General features: G+C 55.8%; 16 protein-coding genes. 12 read left to right on the top strand and 4 right to left on the bottom strand.

Annotation, left to right across the window (positions count from 1 at the left end; all coding sequences use genetic code 11):
* Nucleotides 1-100: 100 nt before the first annotated feature.
* Genes R3196_RS06095 through R3196_RS06085 form a run of 3 tightly spaced genes read left to right on the top strand, consistent with a single transcriptional unit; the run spans nucleotide 101 to nucleotide 2567 of the window.
* Nucleotides 101-379 carry a DUF3081 family protein gene (locus R3196_RS06095; RefSeq protein WP_318935823.1) on the top strand — a complete coding sequence of 93 codons (279 nt, stop codon included), beginning with the start codon at nucleotides 101-103 and terminating at the stop codon, nucleotides 377-379.
* Nucleotides 376-1032 carry a PAQR family membrane homeostasis protein TrhA gene (gene trhA, locus R3196_RS06090; RefSeq protein WP_318935822.1) on the top strand — a complete coding sequence of 219 codons (657 nt, stop codon included), beginning with the start codon at nucleotides 376-378 and terminating at the stop codon, nucleotides 1030-1032. The genes R3196_RS06095 and trhA overlap by 4 nt, the downstream gene beginning before the upstream one ends.
* On the top strand, nucleotides 1032-2567 hold the full coding sequence (locus R3196_RS06085; RefSeq protein ID WP_318935820.1) for a diguanylate cyclase: 1536 nt from the start codon (nucleotides 1032-1034) through the stop codon (nucleotides 2565-2567). The genes trhA and R3196_RS06085 overlap by 1 nt, the downstream gene beginning before the upstream one ends.
* A gap of 29 nt (nucleotides 2568-2596) precedes the next feature.
* On the opposite strand, the gene typA is transcribed toward R3196_RS06085, so the two are convergent.
* Nucleotides 2597-4426 carry a translational GTPase TypA gene (gene typA / locus R3196_RS06080; protein WP_318935819.1) on the bottom strand — a complete coding sequence of 610 codons (1830 nt, stop codon included), beginning with the start codon at nucleotides 4424-4426 and terminating at the stop codon, nucleotides 2597-2599.
* A 311-nt stretch (nucleotides 4427-4737) separates the two neighbouring features.
* Between typA and glnA the strand changes: the two genes are divergently transcribed.
* From glnA to R3196_RS06045, 7 genes are all read left to right on the top strand, one after another.
* A complete protein-coding gene (glnA, locus tag R3196_RS06075; protein ID WP_318935817.1) occupies nucleotides 4738-6150 on the top strand; it encodes a glutamate--ammonia ligase in 1413 nt (470 codons plus the stop codon).
* 37 nt (nucleotides 6151-6187) lie between these two features.
* The gene (locus R3196_RS06070) at nucleotides 6188-6793 is read left to right on the top strand and encodes a DUF4124 domain-containing protein (protein ID WP_318935816.1); all 606 of its coding nucleotides are present in this window, start codon (nucleotides 6188-6190) and stop codon (nucleotides 6791-6793) included.
* Nucleotides 6793-7917 carry a nitrogen regulation protein NR(II) gene (gene glnL / locus R3196_RS06065; RefSeq protein ID WP_318935815.1) on the top strand — a complete coding sequence of 375 codons (1125 nt, stop codon included), beginning with the start codon at nucleotides 6793-6795 and terminating at the stop codon, nucleotides 7915-7917. Before R3196_RS06070 ends, glnL begins: the two co-directional genes overlap by 1 nt.
* Nucleotides 7907-9319 carry a nitrogen regulation protein NR(I) gene (ntrC, locus tag R3196_RS06060; protein ID WP_318935813.1) on the top strand — a complete coding sequence of 471 codons (1413 nt, stop codon included), beginning with the start codon at nucleotides 7907-7909 and terminating at the stop codon, nucleotides 9317-9319. The genes glnL and ntrC overlap by 11 nt, the downstream gene beginning before the upstream one ends.
* Before the next feature lie 73 nt (nucleotides 9320-9392).
* Nucleotides 9393-10070 carry a response regulator transcription factor gene (locus tag R3196_RS06055; RefSeq protein ID WP_318935812.1) on the top strand — a complete coding sequence of 226 codons (678 nt, stop codon included), beginning with the start codon at nucleotides 9393-9395 and terminating at the stop codon, nucleotides 10068-10070.
* A 7-nt stretch (nucleotides 10071-10077) separates the two neighbouring features.
* Nucleotides 10078-11448: a HAMP domain-containing sensor histidine kinase gene (locus tag R3196_RS06050; RefSeq protein WP_318935811.1), complete on the top strand. Its 1371-nt coding sequence runs from the start codon at nucleotides 10078-10080 to the stop codon at nucleotides 11446-11448.
* A 15-nt stretch (nucleotides 11449-11463) separates the two neighbouring features.
* Nucleotides 11464-12441 carry an alpha/beta fold hydrolase gene (locus R3196_RS06045; protein WP_318935810.1) on the top strand — a complete coding sequence of 326 codons (978 nt, stop codon included), beginning with the start codon at nucleotides 11464-11466 and terminating at the stop codon, nucleotides 12439-12441.
* Here R3196_RS06045 and R3196_RS06040 read toward each other — a convergent pair.
* Nucleotides 12374-13351, bottom strand: a complete 978-nt coding sequence (locus R3196_RS06040; RefSeq protein ID WP_318935808.1) for a cation diffusion facilitator family transporter — start codon at nucleotides 13349-13351, stop codon at nucleotides 12374-12376. The two genes, R3196_RS06045 and R3196_RS06040, sit on opposite strands and share 68 nt — an antisense overlap.
* Nucleotides 13352-13421: 70 nt before the next feature.
* Between R3196_RS06040 and R3196_RS06035 the strand changes: the two genes are divergently transcribed.
* The gene (locus tag R3196_RS06035; protein ID WP_318935807.1) at nucleotides 13422-13886 is read left to right on the top strand and encodes a tRNA (cytidine(34)-2'-O)-methyltransferase; all 465 of its coding nucleotides are present in this window, start codon (nucleotides 13422-13424) and stop codon (nucleotides 13884-13886) included.
* 73 nt (nucleotides 13887-13959) lie between these two features.
* Here R3196_RS06035 and R3196_RS06030 read toward each other — a convergent pair whose 3' ends face one another.
* Together R3196_RS06030 and R3196_RS06025 are read right to left on the bottom strand one after the other, a co-directional pair.
* A complete protein-coding gene (locus R3196_RS06030) occupies nucleotides 13960-14982 on the bottom strand; it encodes a hypothetical protein (RefSeq protein WP_318935806.1) in 1023 nt (340 codons plus the stop codon).
* A gap of 242 nt (nucleotides 14983-15224) precedes the next feature.
* Nucleotides 15225-16703, bottom strand: a complete 1479-nt coding sequence (locus R3196_RS06025; protein ID WP_318935804.1) for a hypothetical protein — start codon at nucleotides 16701-16703, stop codon at nucleotides 15225-15227.
* A 149-nt stretch (nucleotides 16704-16852) separates the two neighbouring features.
* On the opposite strand from R3196_RS06025, the gene R3196_RS06020 reads away from it, so the two are divergent.
* The coding region (locus R3196_RS06020; RefSeq protein ID WP_318935803.1) for a cyanophycinase at nucleotides 16853-18272 on the top strand (1420 nt) is incomplete at its 3' end.

Genomic DNA, 18272 nt, shown 5'->3' with positions numbered 1-18272 from the left:
AACCAAATCATATAAACATGCATGTATGCATGTATGTATGTATGTATAGCGAAAGGACAAGTCGTCAAATAGCAGTCAAACAGCAAAGAAGGAAGAATTTATGTCACATGATATTGACCAGCGTATGGTGCTTGATGCCTACGAAAAAATTCATGAACATGGCGAAGCCAAGCAGGGCAAACATGTACTTAACGAGATAACTGCCTCTACTGATCACGATGGCTACCGGGTTTATCTGGAAGGTTGCAAGGTCAAGCTGACCGTCAATTTTCATAGTTCCTATAACCTGGAATATGAATCTGAACATGATCTGGATCGCTTTTTGCGCCGGCTTGAAGATATCAGCAAGGATTATCATAAACCCGGCCGTAACGAATGAAACATATAAAAATTTACAGTGTGGCGGAAGAGGTCGCTCACGCCCTGACCCATGGTGTCGGCGCTATCGCCAGTATTGTGGGGCTGGTATTTATGATCCTGTGGGCAAACCAGTATGGCGACACCTGGCACCTGATCAGTGTCTGCGTTTATGGTGGCAGCCTGATTTTACTGTATTTAGCGTCAACACTTTATCATGCGTTTCCCTGGCCGCGGGTCAAAGCTTTCTTTCAGCAGATGGACCACGCCGCTATCTACGTGCTGATAGCTGGCACCTATACCCCTTTTGCGCTGGGCAATCTCCGCGGCGCCTGGGGCTGGTCGTTACTGGCCGTGGCCTGGACTATCGCTATCGTCGGCGTAATCGTCGAAATAACCGGTGGCAAGCGTAAAGAGTGGTTGTCGTTAACGCTATACCTGGGCATGGGCTGGATGGCCATAGTCGTTATCAAACCCATGCTCGACACCGTTGATATGTCTGGTCTGCTGTTGTTGCTGGCGGGCGGACTGGCCTATACTTTCGGCGTGATTTTTTACGTCTGGACCTCGCTGAAATATCATCACGCCATCTGGCATCTGTTCGTGCTGGCCGGCAGCGTGCTGCATTTCTTTTCGGTGTTCTTTTATGTACTACCGCAACCGGACTTACTCTGATGCTCGTTCCCGCCAACCTCAAGTTCCGCTGGTTTTTAATCAACGCAGGCGTGGGTGTGGTGCTGACGATTATGATTACCAGCATACTGACTCAGGTCGCGACCCATCGTATTGAGTACCAGGTGGGTACCGGCCTTGCTGAAGTCGCTCATCAGATGTCGGACAAACTCGAACGCGGTATGTTCGAGCGCTATCGCGATATGCAGGTGGCGGCGACCCTGATTGAAGAAATGTCCAGCGACGAAAGCTTTCATGATGAAGCTGCGGCCATGCTGGCAACGCTGCAGCAAACCTATCCCTATTACGCCTGGATTGGCATCACTGATGCCAAAGGCGTGGTGCAGGTGAGTACCGGTAACTTACTGGAAGGCCAGGATGTGAGTGCCCGCCCCTGGTTTCAGCAGGCGCGGGAAAACTATTTTATTGGTGATGTTCACGCTGCTCTGTTACTGGAGCAGAAACTCAATCCGGACAGTGGTGAGCCGCTGCGCTTTGTCGATGTGGCCCTGCCGCTGCAAAGCGCGCAGGGTGACTATATTGGCGTGATCGGCAGTCATCTGAACTGGGCCTGGGCCAATGAGGTAAGCGCCTCAATGACCCCATCGCTGGAAAACTATGAACAGGCCGAGGTGCTGATCGTCAGTTCTGAAGGCCTGGTGCTATTGGGGCCGCCGGAACTCCGCGAAAACCCCCTGCCGGTGACCATCAGTGAGCAACTCAGGACCAGCAATTACGTGGTACAGGAATGGCCCGATGGCACCCGCTACTTAACCGGTTATGCCGAAGTGACAGAATACCGGGAGTATCAGGGCCCGCACTGGCAGATCCTGGTGCGGGTGCCGGTCAGCAATGCGTTTGACCCGGTAGAAGAGCTACGTATTCAGGCGCTCTGGATTGGCTCAGGCATAGCACTGATATTGGCGATACTAGGCTGGTTCAGCGCCGATCGCATGGCCCGACCGCTGGCGAATATCAATGAAAAGCTGGAGCGTGAAGTGCGCCAGCGCACCGCAGAGCTGCGTACGAGTAACGCGCAACTGGAGCAACTGGCAACCACCGACTCGCTGACCCGGCTGGCCAACCGGCGCGCCCTGCTCACTGCTGCCGACGCTATGATGGAGCGGGCAACACGTAGAAACATGCCATTAGCGGTACTGATGCTGGATCTGGACCACTTTAAGAGAATTAACGACGAGTACGGTCATGCTGCGGGCGATGAAGTACTGGAGAGCGTCGGTCAGCTGTTATCCAGCACCGTACGGCAGATTGACATCGCGGCCCGTACCGGCGGCGAAGAATTTACTATATTGCTTGAAGACAGCACCGTTGCTGGTGCCGTCATGGTTGCGGAACGCCTGTTACAGCGAATGGAGCAACTTTACTTCGGCCGGGATCGCGCAAGTTTTAATGTGACCCTGAGTATCGGGGTGACCCTATGGGAAGTCGGCGAGCGTATCGATAAAGCCTTCGCCCGGGCAGACGCAGCCTTATACGAAGCCAAACAAAAAGGCCGTAATCGGGTGATTACGGCCTAATATCTTCTTTGGCGAAAGCCAGTTGCAGCTTAGCTGCGGCTGGCCCGCTTACGGTCGTTTTCAGTCAGCAGGCGCTTACGGATACGAATCGACTTCGGCGTTACTTCTACCAGTTCGTCGTCATCGATAAATTCCAGTGCCTGTTCCAGCGTCAGACGAATCGGCGGTGACAGGGTCAGCGCATCATCAGTACCAGAGGCACGGACGTTGGTCAGCTGCTTACCTTTCAGACAGTTTACGGTCAGGTCGTTACCGCGGTTATGAACACCGATAACCTGGCCTTCATACACTTCATCACCATGTGATGCCATCAGCTTGCCGCGCTCCTGCAGGTTAAACAGGGCGTAGGTCAGGGCCTTACCGGTCGCGTTTGAAATCAATACGCCGTTCATGCGCTGGCCAATACGGCCGCCTTTGTGCGGGCCATAATGATCAAAGGTTTTGTACATCAGGCCAGAACCTGAAGTCAGGGTCATGAACTCAGTCTGGAAGCCAATCAAACCACGGCTTGGTACGGTAAAGTCAACGCGCACGCGGCCTTTGCCGTCCGGAGTCATGTTGGTCATTTCTGCTTTGCGCAGACCAAGCTTCTCCATTACCGCGCCCTGATGCTGCTCTTCAATGTCCACAGTCAGGTTTTCAAACGGCTCTAAGGTTACGCCGTCCTCTTCGCGCAGAATAACTTCCGGGCGTGATACCGCTAACTCGAAGCCTTCGCGACGCATGTTTTCAATCAGGATACCTAAGTGCAATTCACCACGGCCCGATACCCGGAAGCGATCCGGGTTGTCCGTTTCTTCAACCCGCAGGGCCACGTTGTGCTTCAGTTCGTTCTGCAGACGCTCAAGGATCTGCCGTGAAGTCACGAACTTGCCTTCTTTACCTGAGAACGGCGAGGTATTAACCTGGAAGGTCATAGTTACCGTCGGCTCATCAACAGTCAGTGGCGGCAGCGCTTCAGGCGCGGTGGTGGCACACACGGTGTCAGAGATTTTCAGTTCACCTAAGCCGGTAACTGCGATGATGTCGCCGGCGCTGGCTTTGTCGGTTTCAATCCGATCCAGACCCAGGTAACCAAATACCTGCGCCACTTTACCGTTACGCTTGCTGCCGTCAGCACCAACGATAGTGACCTGCTGGCCAACTTTAATCGAGCCACGCTTGATGCGGCCGATACCGATGATGCCTACATAGCTGGAGTAGTCCAGCTGAGAGATCTGCATCTGCAACGGACCATCACGGTCAGCGTCAGGTGAAGCAACTTTCTCGATAATAGTGTCGAACAGCGGGGTCATATCGCCGCCCTGGTTTTCATGTTCCAGAGTCGCGAAACCATTCAGCGCTGAAGCGAACACAATTGGGAAGTCCAGCTGCTCATCGGTGGCGTTCAGGTTAACGAACAGGTCAAATACCTGATCGACAACCCAGTCAGGACGTGCGCCCGGACGGTCAATCTTGTTGATAACCACAATCGGCTTCAGGCCGTGCGAGAACGCTTTCTGGGTGACGAAGCGCGTTTGCGGCATCGGGCCGTCAACCGCGTCAACCAGCAGCAGTACCGAATCGGCCATCGACAGAACCCGCTCAACTTCACCACCGAAATCGGCGTGGCCCGGAGTGTCCAGGATGTTGATGCGGTAGTCTTTGTAATTCAGCGCGGTGTTCTTGGCCAGAATCGTGATACCACGTTCTTTTTCGATATCGTTCGAATCCATGATGCGTTCTTCCGCAGCACCACGACTTTCCAGCGTGCCGGATTGTTGCAGAAGTTTATCAACCAGGGTGGTCTTACCGTGGTCAACGTGAGCAATGATCGCAATGTTGCGAAGCTTGGAAAGTTCAGTAGCTGGGATAGTCATTAATTAAAAAGCCTGTAAAACGCGAGAGGGAACCAAGATTGGTCAAAATAGCGGCGCATTATACTTGTTATTGCGCAGATAAGAAAGAACTATCCATTCGGACCCGCCAATCACCAGTCCGCACTAGATTGGTGCGAAATTTGCGCTATAATGGTGCAAGAATAGGGGGCTGACACCACTTTCAGGTGGGGTAAAATAACTAAGCCTTTAAAAAATAAGCGTATTAGCGATCTGGCACAGCCTTTGCTTTAAGTCGGTGCAGCAACTATATTTAGTTAAAATTTACTGACAGCCCGATCGCGGAGGATCACATGTCAACACCACAAGAAGTCATGGAATTCATTAAAGAACATGAAGTTAAATTCGTTGATTTGCGCTTTACCGACACCATGGGTAAAGAGCAGCACGTGACGATCCCACTGTCGCAGATAAACGAAGAGTTTTTCGAAGAAGGCAAAATGTTTGACGGCTCGTCTATCAGCGGCTGGAAAGGCATCAACGAATCCGACATGGTACTGATGCCGGACTGCGATTCAATCGTACTGGATCCGTTCACCGACGAGATGACCCTGAACGTGCGCTGCGATATCCTTGAGCCAGACACCATGCAAGGTTATGACCGCGACCCGCGCTCGATTGCCCGCCGTGCAGAAGAATACCTGCAAAGTGCGAATATCGCTGATGCAGCCTTCTTTGGCCCGGAGCCAGAATTCTTCATGTTCAACGACGTGCGCTTCCACACCGACATGAGCGGCTCGTTCTACAAAATCGAAGCCGATGAAGCCAAGTGGAGCTCCGGCAAAGAATACGCCGAAGGTAACTTAGGCCACCGCCCCAGCGTGAAAGGTGGTTACTTCCCGGTACCACCGGTTGATTCAGCGCACGACATCCGCAGCACTATGTCTACTGTAATGGAAGACATGGGCCTGGTGGTTGAAGCCCATCACCACGAAGTGGCAACAGCCGGTCAGAACGAAGTCGCGACCCGCTTTAACACCCTGGTGAAAAAAGCGGACGAAATTCAGGTGTACAAGTATGTGGTGCACAACGTTGCCCATTCATACGGTATGACCGCAACCTTTATGCCGAAGCCACTGGTTGGCGATAACGGCTCAGGCATGCACGTACATATGTCACTGATCAAAGACGGCAAAAACCTGTTCGCCGGCGACCAGTATGGTGGCCTGAGCGAAATGGCCCTGTTCTATATTGGCGGTATTATCAAGCACGCCCGTGCTATCAACGCCTTTGCGAACCCGGCCACCAACTCGTACAAGCGTCTGGTACCCGGCTTTGAAGCCCCGGTGATGCTGGCCTACTCAGCGCGTAACCGCTCTGCGTCAATCCGTATCCCGATTGTTGCCAGTGCCAAAGGTCGTCGTATTGAAGTGCGCTTCCCGGACCCGGCTGCTAACCCGTACCTGTGCTTTACCGCGCTGCTGATGGCTGGCCTGGACGGTATCAAGAACAAGATCCACCCTGGCGATGCCATGGACAAAGACCTATACGATCTGCCGGCGGAAGAAGCCAAAGAGATCCCAACGGTATGTCATTCACTGGAAATGGCGCTGGAAGCACTGGATAAAGACCGTGAATTCCTGACCCGCGGCGGCGTAATGAGTGATGAGATGATCGATGCCTACATCAATCTGAAGATGAAGGAAGTCATGAAACTGAAGATGACCACCCATCCGATCGAATTTGATCTCTATTACAGTGTCTAATCCGGTATAACCGACAGACCAGAATGAAGGAGTGACCATGAGTAAGCCAGCTAGGTATTCTGTCTTGCTCTGGTCAGCTCTGCTGCTGACCGGAGTCTCAGTTCTGTTGCCGGCACCCGCCGACAGTCAGCAAGTCTATAAAAAGCGCAAAGCCGACGGCACCGTGGTCTACACGGACAAACCGACGGAAGGCGCCGAAGCGGTCACCGTGGATCCCATGGTGACCGAATTCGATACCCCTCCGCAGCTATTACAGACCCCACCGGCGAACGCCGAAGCAGAAGCGCCCTCCTATGAGGACGTTGAAGTGAATGTGCGTATTCTAACGCCTGATCCACAGGCAGCCATCCGCGCCAACGACGGCGAAATCCGGGTGAGCTGGGAAGCCGACGTGCGTAATCTTGACGGGTATCCTGTTTATCAGCTGCGGCTGGATGCCAAGCCCGTGTACGAAGGCCCGTCTACGGAAGTCATACTGCGCGATGTTGCCCGCGGCGAGCGGCGCCTGCAGGTGCGGGTGCTGGCGCCAACTGGTAAAGAGCTGGCGCAGACCGATACCATCGAAGTCTATGTGCTGCGCGCCTCGATTCTGTCGCCGGCCTTAAACAACGGCAACAACCAGGGCTCTGGTGGTACCAACTGATGACGCGCACAACAGATTGCACCAAAAAGGTGCAATTAACCAGCGACCAACCCGGCCTGGATCAGCTGATGACTGGCATCGTGATGCTGGACCAGCAACTTCATATCAGCTACATGAACGCCAGCGCGGAAAGTATTCTCGACGGTAGCCTGCGGCGCCTCAATGGCGTACCGTTTTTTAGCCTATTCAGTTTTACCAGCCTGGACCCGGATATTCTGCGTCACGCCCTGCAGGATGAGCAAAGCGTGTCAGACAGTGATGTCAGCCTGATCTTCCACCACGGCCATCGCATCACCATCGAGTTTGTGGCCCAGCCATTGCGCCAGCCCGACGGCGAAATCGCCATTCTGCTGGAGCTGCGGCAGGTGGATCAGATCCGGCGCATTAATCAGGAAAACTCCCAGCAACATCAACTGCACGCTGCCCACAGCATGATCCGCGGCCTGGCCCATGAAATCAAAAACCCGCTGGGCGGCTTACGCGGCGCCGCACAACTGCTGGCCGGCGAGCTTCACGACGACGGGCTGCATGAGTATACCGATCTTATTATCAGTCAGGCCGACCGGCTGCGTAACCTGGTGGACCGCATGTTAGGCTCGCATCAGTTACCTGAGCGCAAGCCCCATAACGTGCATGCGATACTGGAACGGGTGGTGCAGGTGGCTCAGTTGAGTACCAGTAAAACCATTAGCTGGCAGCGCGACTATGACCCCAGCCTGCCGGATCTTACCGCCGCCGGTGAAGGCCTGGAACAGGCCTTTCTGAATATTGTGATGAATGCCTGTGAAGCGATGGCAGAACGCACCGATAAGCCCGGCATCCTGACCATCCGTACCCGCATTATTCACCAGCAGACAATCTATGGTAACCGCTACCGGCAATGCGCACTGGTGGTGGTGGAAGATACCGGCTGCGGCATCCCCGAGCCCATCCGCGACACCCTGTTTTACCCCATGGTCAGCGGCCGTGCCGGCGGTACCGGGCTGGGCTTGTCAATCGCCCAGAACATCATTCATCAGCATGCAGGTAAAATCGAAGTGCAGTCTGAGCCCGGCCATACCCAGTTTTTGCTGTATCTGCCGTACGCGGAAACCTTAAGCTCAGGAGGGCCGAATGGCGACTAATGCGACCACCGACGCCAGCATCTGGATCCTCGATGACGACAGCTCCATCCGCTGGGTACTCGAGCGCGCGCTGCAACGGGCCGGCCTGCGCAACCGCAGCTTCGCCAGCGCCGCCGAACTGTATGAGGCGCTCAAAACCGCCCAGCCTAAAGTCCTGCTGACCGACATTCGCATGCCCGGCGATGACGGCCTCAAAGTGCTGGAGTTTGTGAAGCGCGAATACCCGCAGCTGACGGTGATTGTGATGACCGCGCATTCAGACCTCGACTCAGCTGTGAACGCCTTTCAGGGCGGCGCCTTTGAGTATCTGGCCAAGCCCTTCGATTTAGACGACGTGATCCACACCCTCAGCCGCGCCCTCGAACGCCAGCAGCAGCCGGCGACCGAAACAGCGGCCGCGGTGGATCAGGTCAGTGGTATTATCGGCAACGCGCCGGCCATGCAGGACGTGTTCCGCGCCATCGGACGGTTGTCCCATTCCAGTGTAACCGTGCTTATCAATGGCGCATCGGGCACGGGTAAAGAGCTGGTTGCACGGGCCCTGCACGACCACAGCCCGCGTTCACGCAAGCCTTTTATCGCCCTGAATATGGCGGCTATCCCCTCAGATCTGGTTGAATCCGAACTCTTCGGTCACGAAAAAGGCGCCTTTACCGGAGCTACCCAGCGGCGCCATGGTCGCTTTGAACAGGCCCATGGTGGCACGCTGTTCCTTGATGAAATCGGTGATATGCCGCTGGCAGTGCAAACCCGCCTGCTGCGGGTGCTGGCAGAAGGGCAGTTCTACCCCGTGGGCAGTTACGAGCCGGTCAGAGTGGATGTGCGCATCATCGCTGCCACCCACCAGAATCTCAGCGAACGCGTGGCCCAGGGCCTGTTCCGGGAAGACCTGCTGCACCGGCTGAACGTCATTCGCTTGCAGTTGCCAACCCTGGCGGAACGGCGTAGTGACATCCCGCAGCTGGCGCGACATTTTCTCAAACGCGCCGCCGATGAGCTGGGTGGTTCGCCCAAACGTCTGAGCCCCGCTGCCGAGCAGCAGCTCAGCGCTGCGCCCTGGCCCGGCAACGTACGGCAGCTGGAAAACATGTGTCGCTGGCTGACCGTGATGGCCCCGGGCGAAGTGGTGGACAGCAGCGACCTGCCCGACGAGCTCGGCACTTCGCCGGCCGCTACCGGGGCGCTGCCTGACTGGCAGCAGGCACTGAAACAGCAACTGAGCCGGCAACTGGCCAGCGGCGAGCAGGACATTTTGCATGAGCTGGTACCTGAAGTGGAGCGGCTGGCGCTGGACCTGGCACTGGAGGCCACCGGCGGCCACAAACAACAGGCCGCGCAACTACTCGGCTGGGGGCGCAATACCCTGACCAGGAAACTCAAAGAGTACGTAAAGGTTAAGTAAATCCGCTATCTATTCGCTACAGCCTTTACATAATGCTTAATCTGTAAGAGGCAGAGAAACCAGGATTTTCAGGATGAGCAAACTATTACTTGTTGATGATGATGCTGAGCTGAGCTCGATGTTAGAGCAGATACTCACCAAAGAAGGCTATCAGCTGACCCTGGCTGCCGACGGCGAAATTGGCCTGCGGCGGGCGCTCAGTGGTGCCTATGATTTAATTTTGCTGGATGTGATGTTACCCGGAATTGATGGTTTTCAACTGCTCCAGCACCTGCGGCAGCAGTCGCGCAGCACCCCGGTGCTGATGCTGACCGCGCGTGGTGACGACGATGATCGCGTCGCCGGGCTCGAACTCGGTGCCGATGACTACCTGCCGAAGCCATTTAACCCCAAAGAGTTGCTGGCCCGGATCAAGGCGCTGTTGCGGCGCACGCCAAATACCTCGGTAACGCCTGAATCCATCGATTATGCCGGTTTTTTTATCAATCCGGTTGATAACGAAGTACGGGTAGATGAAACGCCGCTGGATTTAACCCCAACTGAATTCGATATTTTGCGCACGCTGGTGCAGGCAGCTGGCCATGTCGTCAGTAAGAATCAGTTATCGGTCGCGGCGCTGGGCCGTCAGCTGGCGCCATTTGATCGCAGCCTGGATGTGCATATCAGCAATATCCGGAAAAAAATCCCGGTCGACCCTGAGCGTATCCAGACCGTCCGCGGGCGGGGCTACCGTTTGCTGAAGTTGGCTTAAACCGATAATGGGCACGCGCTGGTACCAGTCACTCTCCCTGCGTTTATTATTGCTGTTCTGGGCGCTCTTTTTTGCAGTGGCCAGTTCCAGTTACGTGCTGGGTTTGTGGTTCAGTAAACCCGCCGAACCCACGCCGGTATCCGAAGACGTCTACAACAGCCTGACGCCCTTGCTGTCCGATGTCAGCACCTTTCGCTCGCTAAGCCCCGGCCGCCTGCTGGCCGGCAGCTATCGGGTGGCAGCGATGGTGTCACCGAGCGGGCCGGAGCGGCTGCAAATGGATGCGAGCCTGGCCTCTCGCCATCAGCGCAAACTCATCAGTCAGCTGGAAGCCGAAAGCGCCCAACAGCTGCCGGTCGCGAACTTTATGTTGCTGGGTCCGTTCCGGGTGGGCGAAACCAGCATTTTACTGACGCGCCCACTCAATGAAGCCGAACGACTGGAACAGGTGCTGTCGGAACGTCAGGCACAGCAAGCCCAAACCCTGGCACTGCTGCTCGGTAGTGGCTTTATCGCGATTCTGTTGGGTGTGTGGCTGGTGCGGCCGCTGCGGCGCCTGACCAATGCCATGCGTGATATCGCCCACGGCAGTGACGCACCCAATTTAAAGCGCCTGCCCCAGCGTAGCGACGAATTAGGTGAACTGGCACGGGCGGTGCGCACCACCGCTCATGATTTGGCGGTATCCCGCGATGCCCAGCGGCGTTTACTGAGTGATGTGTCCCATGAATTGCGCTCGCCGCTGGCGCGTATGCAAGTGGCGCTGATGCTCAGCCATGATGATGACGAGCAGGTCAATAACCCCCATGTGGCTCAGCTGAACCGCGATCTGGATCGGCTGGGTGCTATCATCGAACGGATTTTGTCGCTGTCACGATTGGAAAATGGCCTGGTCGAACTAAGTACAATTGAACTCGATACCCGCGAAGTAGCCGAACAGCTGGTCGCGGACCTGACTTATGTAGACCCCACCCACGGCAGCCGGGTGAAGGTGTTACCGGAAGCGCCGGAGCACGGCGACTGGCCGGTGATTGAATCGGATCCTGAGCTGTTGCGGCTGGTACTCGAAAACCTGGTGCGCAACGCCCTGCAATATAGCAGTGGACCGGTCGAGATTAGCTGCCACCGGGATGAACAGGAGTATATTATTAGCATCCGCGACCATGGTGACGGTGTGAAGCAGGAGCAACTGGATAAACTCTTCACGCCCTTTTTTCGCGCCGATCCGTCGCGCCACCATAAAGCCGGCGTCGGTCTGGGCCTGGCACTCAGCCTGCGCGCCGCCAAAGTGCTGGGTGGCAGCGTCGAAGCCCGCAATCACCCTGATGGCGGCCTTGAAGTCTGTGTTAAACTTCCCGCCCAAACAGCGATTGACTGAAGGAGAGAGCTGAAGGTGTATCCCGGCGATGATGATGCCCAGTGGCGTCAGTTTCACGAGACCACAGTAGCGCCATTCTGGCACGAACAAGTCGAATCCAGGCAGATGCAATGCGAAGACGATATCTGCGTGCAGTGGTACCTGTATACCCCGGCAAAGGCGCGCGGATTGATCCTGATCAGCCCCGGCCGGCTCGAAGCCGCCCTGAAATATCAGGAGCTGCTATGGCAGCTTGCTCAGCAGGGGTATGCGGTGGCGATCATCGACCATCGCGGCCAGGGCCGGTCTGATCGTCTCAGTACGCATAGTCACCATGGCCATGTGCATCATTTTGATGATTTCGTGAAAGACTTCGCGCAGTTCGCGAAGGCCGCCGCCGAGGCCTGTCCCGGGCTGCCGCAATACCTGCTGGCCCATTCCATGGGCGGCGCTATCGGCGCACTCTACCTAGCACGTTACCCTCACAATATTCAGCGCGCCGTGCTCAGTGCGCCCATGTTCGGCATCTACACCCCCGGCCGGCCGCACTGGCTGGTCAGCCTGATCGCCCGCACCGGCACCATGCTCAACCGGCTGCTGCAGCCCAGCCGGCCCTGGTATTTCTGGAGCATGTCGGATTACCGCGAAGTGCCTTTCGCTGAAAACCAACTGACCCAAAGCCCGTCGCGCTACCAGCTGTTTCGTGATCAGTATGCCAAGTACCCCGAGCTACAACTCGGCGGCCCCACCTACAACTGGGTCAATCAGGCGCTGAACGCCACCCGCCGCGCCCTCCGCGAAGCCCCCAAAATCACCATCCCGGTGCTATTACTCCAGGGGGGGGCTGACACCGTTGTGAGTCAGGCGGCGCAACACACCATCATGAAACGGCTGCCGCATCCCGAAAGCCGGTTGCTGCGCATTGAAGGGGCCAGACACGAACTGTTTATCGAGACCGACCGCTATCGTCAGCCTGCGCTGCAGGCTCTGCTGGAGTGGTTTCAGAAGGGCTAGTGACCACCGAGGCCGGGTCCATGTGGATAATCACATCGGTGTCTTCGAACAGATCGCGCACCCGGCGCTCGGCATGATCGGCAATATCATGGGCAGCCCGCAGCGACAGATCATCATCGAGCTCCACATGGCACTGAATAAACCGGGTGGGGCCGGCACCACGAGTTCGCAGGTTGTGCAGGCCAAGAATGCCCGGGGTGTCTTTGATGGTTTTTATAATACGCTTCTTCTCGTCATCGGGCAGCTCACGATCCATCAGCGACTGAAATGCATCCCAGCCAATGCGGATGGCTCCGAAGGCCAGATAGAGTGCAATCAGCACCGCAAATAAACTGTCCACCCAGTACCAGCCATAAGCACTCAGCAACAACGCCGCGATCACCGACGCATTCAGCAGCAGGTCAGATTTAAAATGCAGGGCATCGGCTGAAATTGCCGAAGACTGGGTATTACGAATAGCCGCTCGCTGCACCAGCACCAGGCCGAAGGTCAGCACGATGGCAAAGAGCGATACGTACACACCGATCGCCGGCTGCTGCACGGGGTCGCCCTCCACCCACTGTTCAACGCTGTGAACCAGCAGCAAGGTGGCTGAGCCGATGATAAGAGCCGACTGCATCAGTGCCGCCATACACTCGGCCTTACCGTGACCGAAACGATGTTCTTTATCGGCAGGCACCACGGCGTAACGCACCGCAAAGAACGTAAAGAAAGAGGCAAAACTGTCGAGTATGGAATCGGTCAGAGACGCCAGCATACTGGCTGAGTCAGTCATAAACCAGGCGGCCAGTTTCACCAGGATCAGGGTCAGGGCAACCGACACCGAAGCGCGGGTGGCCAGCTTGACCCAGAAGCTGTAGTCGCGGTTCTGGAAATTTTCGCTGTTAAGTTTTGCCAGTACTTTTCGCATGAATTAATTCTTTCCTGATAAATGTGAACCGCTACAATAGGCCTTCTATTTGATAAGGAAACCTGTCCAAATGTTCCATGTTGCGCTGTTTAATCCGGTCATGCCCGCCAATACCGGCAATATTATACGCCTTTGTGCCAATAATGGCTGCCAGTTGCATCTGATTGAACCCTTGGGCTTTGACTTTGAAGAGAAAAAGCTGCGCCGGGCCGGGCTTGATTACCATGATTTAAGCAAACTGGTGCGGTATCCGGATTTTAGCACCTTTAAAGAGGCAATGGGCAAGCGGGCCATCTATGCCATTACTACCAAAGGCACGGCACGGTATACAGAGATAAGCTTTCAGGCTGACGACGTGCTGTTGTTTGGTTCTGAAACCGGCGGTCTGGATCCTGAGGTTATGGAGCAAATCGCACCGCGACACCGGCTACGCATTCCGATGCAGCCAAATAACCGCTCGTTGAATCTGTCCAACGCGGTGGCGATAGTGACCTACCATGCCTGGGATCAGCAAGGCTTTGCCGGCGGCGCCTGAACAGGCATAAAAAAATCGGGCCGAAGCCCGATTTTTAGTTACAGATCTTTAGGTTATTGCATAAGCATCACGCTTAACGGTTACCCCGTCCGTTGCCGCCTTTTGCTTTTTTACCGCACTGGCTTTGGCCGGCTGCGGAAGTCAGGGCATCACCTTCAGCTTCAGTAAGCAGTCCAGCGTTCACCTGATCGTTTTTCGCATGGGCAACACAGCTGACATACTGGCCATGGTTCTTCCATTCGGTGTTTTCGGCAGGGCCAGCACATGGACAAGCATTGGCCACGTTCTGTTCGCCCGAGCAACCGAACTGGTCAACAACAGCACCGTCGGCAGTATCTGTGCACTGATCGACATCGTCAAAGATGCCGTCACCGTCGGAATCGCGTACCGGGGTATCGTTCGGATCATTTGGATCACTTCCGGCAGCGACTTCTTCACCATCAAGGAAGCCATCACCGTCTGAATCCGGATTAAGCGGATCCGTTTGGGTCAGCACTTCCTCGGCATCGGTCAGGCCATCGTCGTCAGTATCGGCGAAAACGGTACCCGCGTTCGTTTCCAGACGGAACATACCACCGGCTAAACCACCGCCGTCAAAAATCAGGAAGTCCAGGGTGTGATTGCCGTTCAGTTGCACCGGATAAGTGGTCGGGTAGCTGACTGGAGGCTGGAAGCCCACCAGGTTGCCGTCAATATAAATCCACGAACAGTTATCGGCGAGCAGGTTCAATACGAACGAGCCCTGACCGGAAATCTCTTTGGTGTATCGGGTCCAGTTATGGCCATTGATACCTTGTGAATACAGGTTAGACCAGGCATTAATCCATTGCGCATTCAGGCCAGCGCCTGATTGCCAGGGATGAGCGTTTGTGCCAAACGCATAACTGGGGTGGGGATTAACCCAGTTATCATTAAGAGTAACACCGGGGTTAACTGTACAGACTGAAGAAGGCCAGTCGGACGGCGCTGACGCAGGTAAAATCGGGTCATAAGCGGTAACCGACGAGTCGCTGGTATAAACTGTGCTCGCTTGCGCTACGGAGAGGGTTGCTCCCATCGCGAGTGCAGCGGTCAGATATTTGATTGAATGTAACATCTTGGTACCTTTAAGCAGTTGCTATTTGTTTTTGTGGCCGTAACGGGCTTGTGTACCTGCATGAATAAGCGGTCGTAAAACGGAACGAATTACAGCTCGGCCGCGATGATCACGTAGGGGGTACTCGATCCCTGAGTTACCGTTGCTACCTGTATAATGTAAATAGCAGCCTATGCGCAAATATCATATGCGATATAATTTTGTTTATTTAATGATCGTAAATTAACCGATTGTAAAGGAAATCAGGGGTTAGGCTGCAGTGCATCGCGAACTTCGGGAGGGATGCTCAACAAAAACTTTGAACGCTCAAGTTCGGTTGTATTGTAGATTTCAGCGATTTCGCCGGATGCCACCAGCTCGCGCATACGCACATCAAACCACTCTTTGAGACGCCGGCCGCGGGGGGTATCCTGAAAGGCCATATGAATGGGCAGGCTGCCGTGCAGCAGCCACTGCTTATAGGGATAATCCATCCAGTCGGGCATGTTTTCGCGATAGTTCACTACCGCGCCGATGCGGGTACCTTTATCGAGCATGGCAAAGCAGTCGAGGCTGTTATTGGCATGGTAGTAGGACAAGCCTTTGGGCAGAAACTCATGATAGCCATAACCCGCAACGTGGCACACCGGACGGGCCAGGGTACCGGCTTTGACGTGCGCCATGGCTTCATCATCAAGAGTAAAGGCGTACAGCGGCCGGTCATAGTCAAAATGCACTTCAGAGACGATAGCGTTGGACGGTTGATGGCCGGCGTAGGAGCCAACCAGAATATCAAAGCGCTGTTCAGTTAATCCGAGGATGGCACGCTGATAGGTATTGGCATTGAGCTCCAGGGAGTCGGACACCGGACCAAAGATACGCTTGACGATTTCCCAGTAGGCACCGGTACCGTTAAGATTGGTATAGCGGCGCCAGTAGCCGGCGGTAGCAGAAACCTGCCCAAATTGTGGTGGCTGGCTGAACGTACGACGGATAAAAGAAGCCGCATGGTGCTCGCGCATCAGCTCGACCACCCGCCCTTCATCATGCATACGGTGCAGTATAACTTCGAGCTTTGGGATCAGATCGGCGTAGTTTTTATGCAAATAGTGGTAGGCGATGTCGCTCTGAAAAGGCACCTCGATCAGATGGCGGTTTTCTCTCAGACCTAATTCCTGAGCCTCGAAGTTATTCAGGATAATGGCTTTGACACGCTTGTTGTCGAATAGCAAAAACAGCTGCTCAAGATCCACCGCCTGCACGACCGGGCGCTGATAATCCTGCTGTTCGAGCAAACGCTCAATACCCTGCATACCGCGGATGTAAGCCAGATTTTCGATATCATCCAGCGAGCAGACCCCGCACTCACGACGGTCGGCGATCAGGACGAGCTGGAAGGCAAACAGCGGGAAATCCACCCGGCGCAGGTTGCTAAAGGTTTGCTCCAGGCCCGGCAGGCGGCCGAGCTCGCCGGCGATGCGGCCATGGTTAGCTTCTACCAGGCTGCGCTGGCGTGGCATCTCGACATACTTCAGCGGAATGCCCAACTCGGCGTAGGCTTCTTCCAGCACGGCGGTCACGTAATTGACCAGAGGGCTGGGCTCGGGGGCCCGAAACACCAGTTGCTCGGGGGTATCCAGCGGCGGCTGGGCCAAAGCGGGGCGCACTGGCGCGAAGGTCACTGACAGCGTCAGTAACAAACCCAGTGTGACTATGCCTGTAAGCGAATGCAGTTGTTTCAAAGCGCGATACCTATGCCTCACGAGCGCTAAGTATAACAGCTCGCGGGGTGAAAAAAACCAGCTAAACTTTATGGCATTAGCGCACTCTAACATTGACTGCCACCGGCTTTGGCATTAGGTTGGGGCGCGTTCAAATCAGGAGTAACGATATGCGGACACCTTTCTTCTCTATATTAGCAGCGGCAATGAGCCTGGCAGTCAGCGGGCCGGCAGCCGCCCAAAACGATCAACCAACAACCGAAGCCGCTGAGAACTATCAGCTGGTGCTGATTGGCGGCGAGCTGCGAGCCTGCACGAGCATGGCCTCGAACCGGTGCGATGAGACCGGCTGGATCGATACCAGCACCATGCGCACCGACCGGTTTCTGAATCTGACCGACCGCTACATCAACCCGCTACTGCATGACGACCTGTGGCCGACGCACCGCCGCGAAACCCGCGATCAGCTGGCGGCCGCCCTGGACACCATTAAGAACCGCGTAAAAGAAGACGTGCTGCCTGAGCGGGTATTTCAGGATGAATTCACCCGGCGCGTGACCAAAGATCTATACGACAACCTGTCGAACCGCGAATGGGACATGATCATCGACCACCTGGAAATGCCAGTACAACCAAACCGCCGCATCGGCGTAAAGCTGGACGAGAGCCTAAACAAATCAGCACCCCAGCTGATGAATGAATTTATGGCCCAGGTGCGCAACGTCGCCGACGGCAAGCCCAGAGTGCTGGTAGTAACCGCCGCCGCCCGTGACGCGCTCAACGCCGCCGACTACTACGAAAGCTTACTCAAAGAGGGGGGGGCTGACACCACCTGGTTACCTATCGACGCCGCCGTGAATGCGGCGCAGCGCGGCAAGCGCTGCGACAAGCTTGATGAGCTGCGCATCGAGCACCATAGTGTCTGGAACCGCGCCCGGGTGCATAGCGACCGCCACCAGCAACAACTCGAGTTCTGCAAAAGCCCTGACGCCGGCGTGAAAATGGTCGCCGAAGCCGATGCGATTTTCTTCGCTGACGGTGACCAGCACCGCCTGCGCAACGCGCTCTTGAACCCGCTGAGCCAGCCGACTGATCTGCTCACCGCCATCTACCGGCGCATGCTGGATAACCAGTTGGTGGTGGGCGGCGAAAATGCTGCTGCTATCGCCATGACCGGCCGGCCGCTGATCACCAACGGCACCAGCCGCATGGCCATGAAAGAGGGCGCACGTTCAGCGCAGCCACCGACCGCAGCCTGTAACCTGGACGACAGCTGCCCGCGCGACTTAAACCCCGACAGCCTGACCTATCATCCACTGGGCGGCCTGGGCCTGTTCCCGTACGCCACCCTGGACGCCGAGTTTGCTGACAAGGGCCGTCACGCCCGTCTGATGCGCCTGGCAGCCACTACGCAGACGCAAGTAGGCGTGGGTATCGATGATGAGACCATGCTGCTGGTGAACGTGCTGAATGATAAATTTAAAGTCAGCGGCAAGCGCGGCGTAACCTTCATCATTGGTGCGCAGGATGCCGCCACCGCCGTGGCCTCGACCTTTCACTATCTGACCGACGGCGCCTATGGCGACATCT

Source organism: Pseudidiomarina sp. (assembly GCF_033722695.1).
Lineage (GTDB): Bacteria > Pseudomonadota > Gammaproteobacteria > Enterobacterales > Alteromonadaceae > Pseudidiomarina.
This window is presented reverse-complemented; position numbering and strand designations above follow the sequence as displayed.

Bases quoted from the DNA above. Each gene is read 5' to 3' on its own strand.
- ntrC (WP_318935813.1), top strand. From the start codon at position 7,907: ATGGCGACTAATGCGACCACCGACGCCAGCATCTGGATCCTCGATGAC.
- glnA (WP_318935817.1), top strand. From the start codon at position 4,738: ATGTCAACACCACAAGAAGTCATGGAATTCATTAAAGAACATGAAGTT.
- R3196_RS06070 (WP_318935816.1), top strand. From the start codon at position 6,188: ATGAGTAAGCCAGCTAGGTATTCTGTCTTGCTCTGGTCAGCTCTGCTG.
- R3196_RS06095 (WP_318935823.1), top strand. From the start codon at position 101: ATGTCACATGATATTGACCAGCGTATGGTGCTTGATGCCTACGAAAAA.
- R3196_RS06050 (WP_318935811.1), top strand. From the start codon at position 10,078: ATGGGCACGCGCTGGTACCAGTCACTCTCCCTGCGTTTATTATTGCTG.
- R3196_RS06035 (WP_318935807.1), top strand. From the start codon at position 13,422: ATGTTCCATGTTGCGCTGTTTAATCCGGTCATGCCCGCCAATACCGGC.
- R3196_RS06040 (WP_318935808.1), bottom strand. From the start codon at position 13,351: ATGCGAAAAGTACTGGCAAAACTTAACAGCGAAAATTTCCAGAACCGC.
- R3196_RS06085 (WP_318935820.1), top strand. From the start codon at position 1,032: ATGCTCGTTCCCGCCAACCTCAAGTTCCGCTGGTTTTTAATCAACGCA.
- trhA (WP_318935822.1), top strand. From the start codon at position 376: ATGAAACATATAAAAATTTACAGTGTGGCGGAAGAGGTCGCTCACGCC.
- R3196_RS06055 (WP_318935812.1), top strand. From the start codon at position 9,393: ATGAGCAAACTATTACTTGTTGATGATGATGCTGAGCTGAGCTCGATG.
- R3196_RS06030 (WP_318935806.1), bottom strand. From the start codon at position 14,982: ATGTTACATTCAATCAAATATCTGACCGCTGCACTCGCGATGGGAGCA.
- glnL (WP_318935815.1), top strand. From the start codon at position 6,793: ATGACGCGCACAACAGATTGCACCAAAAAGGTGCAATTAACCAGCGAC.
- typA (WP_318935819.1), bottom strand. From the start codon at position 4,426: ATGACTATCCCAGCTACTGAACTTTCCAAGCTTCGCAACATTGCGATC.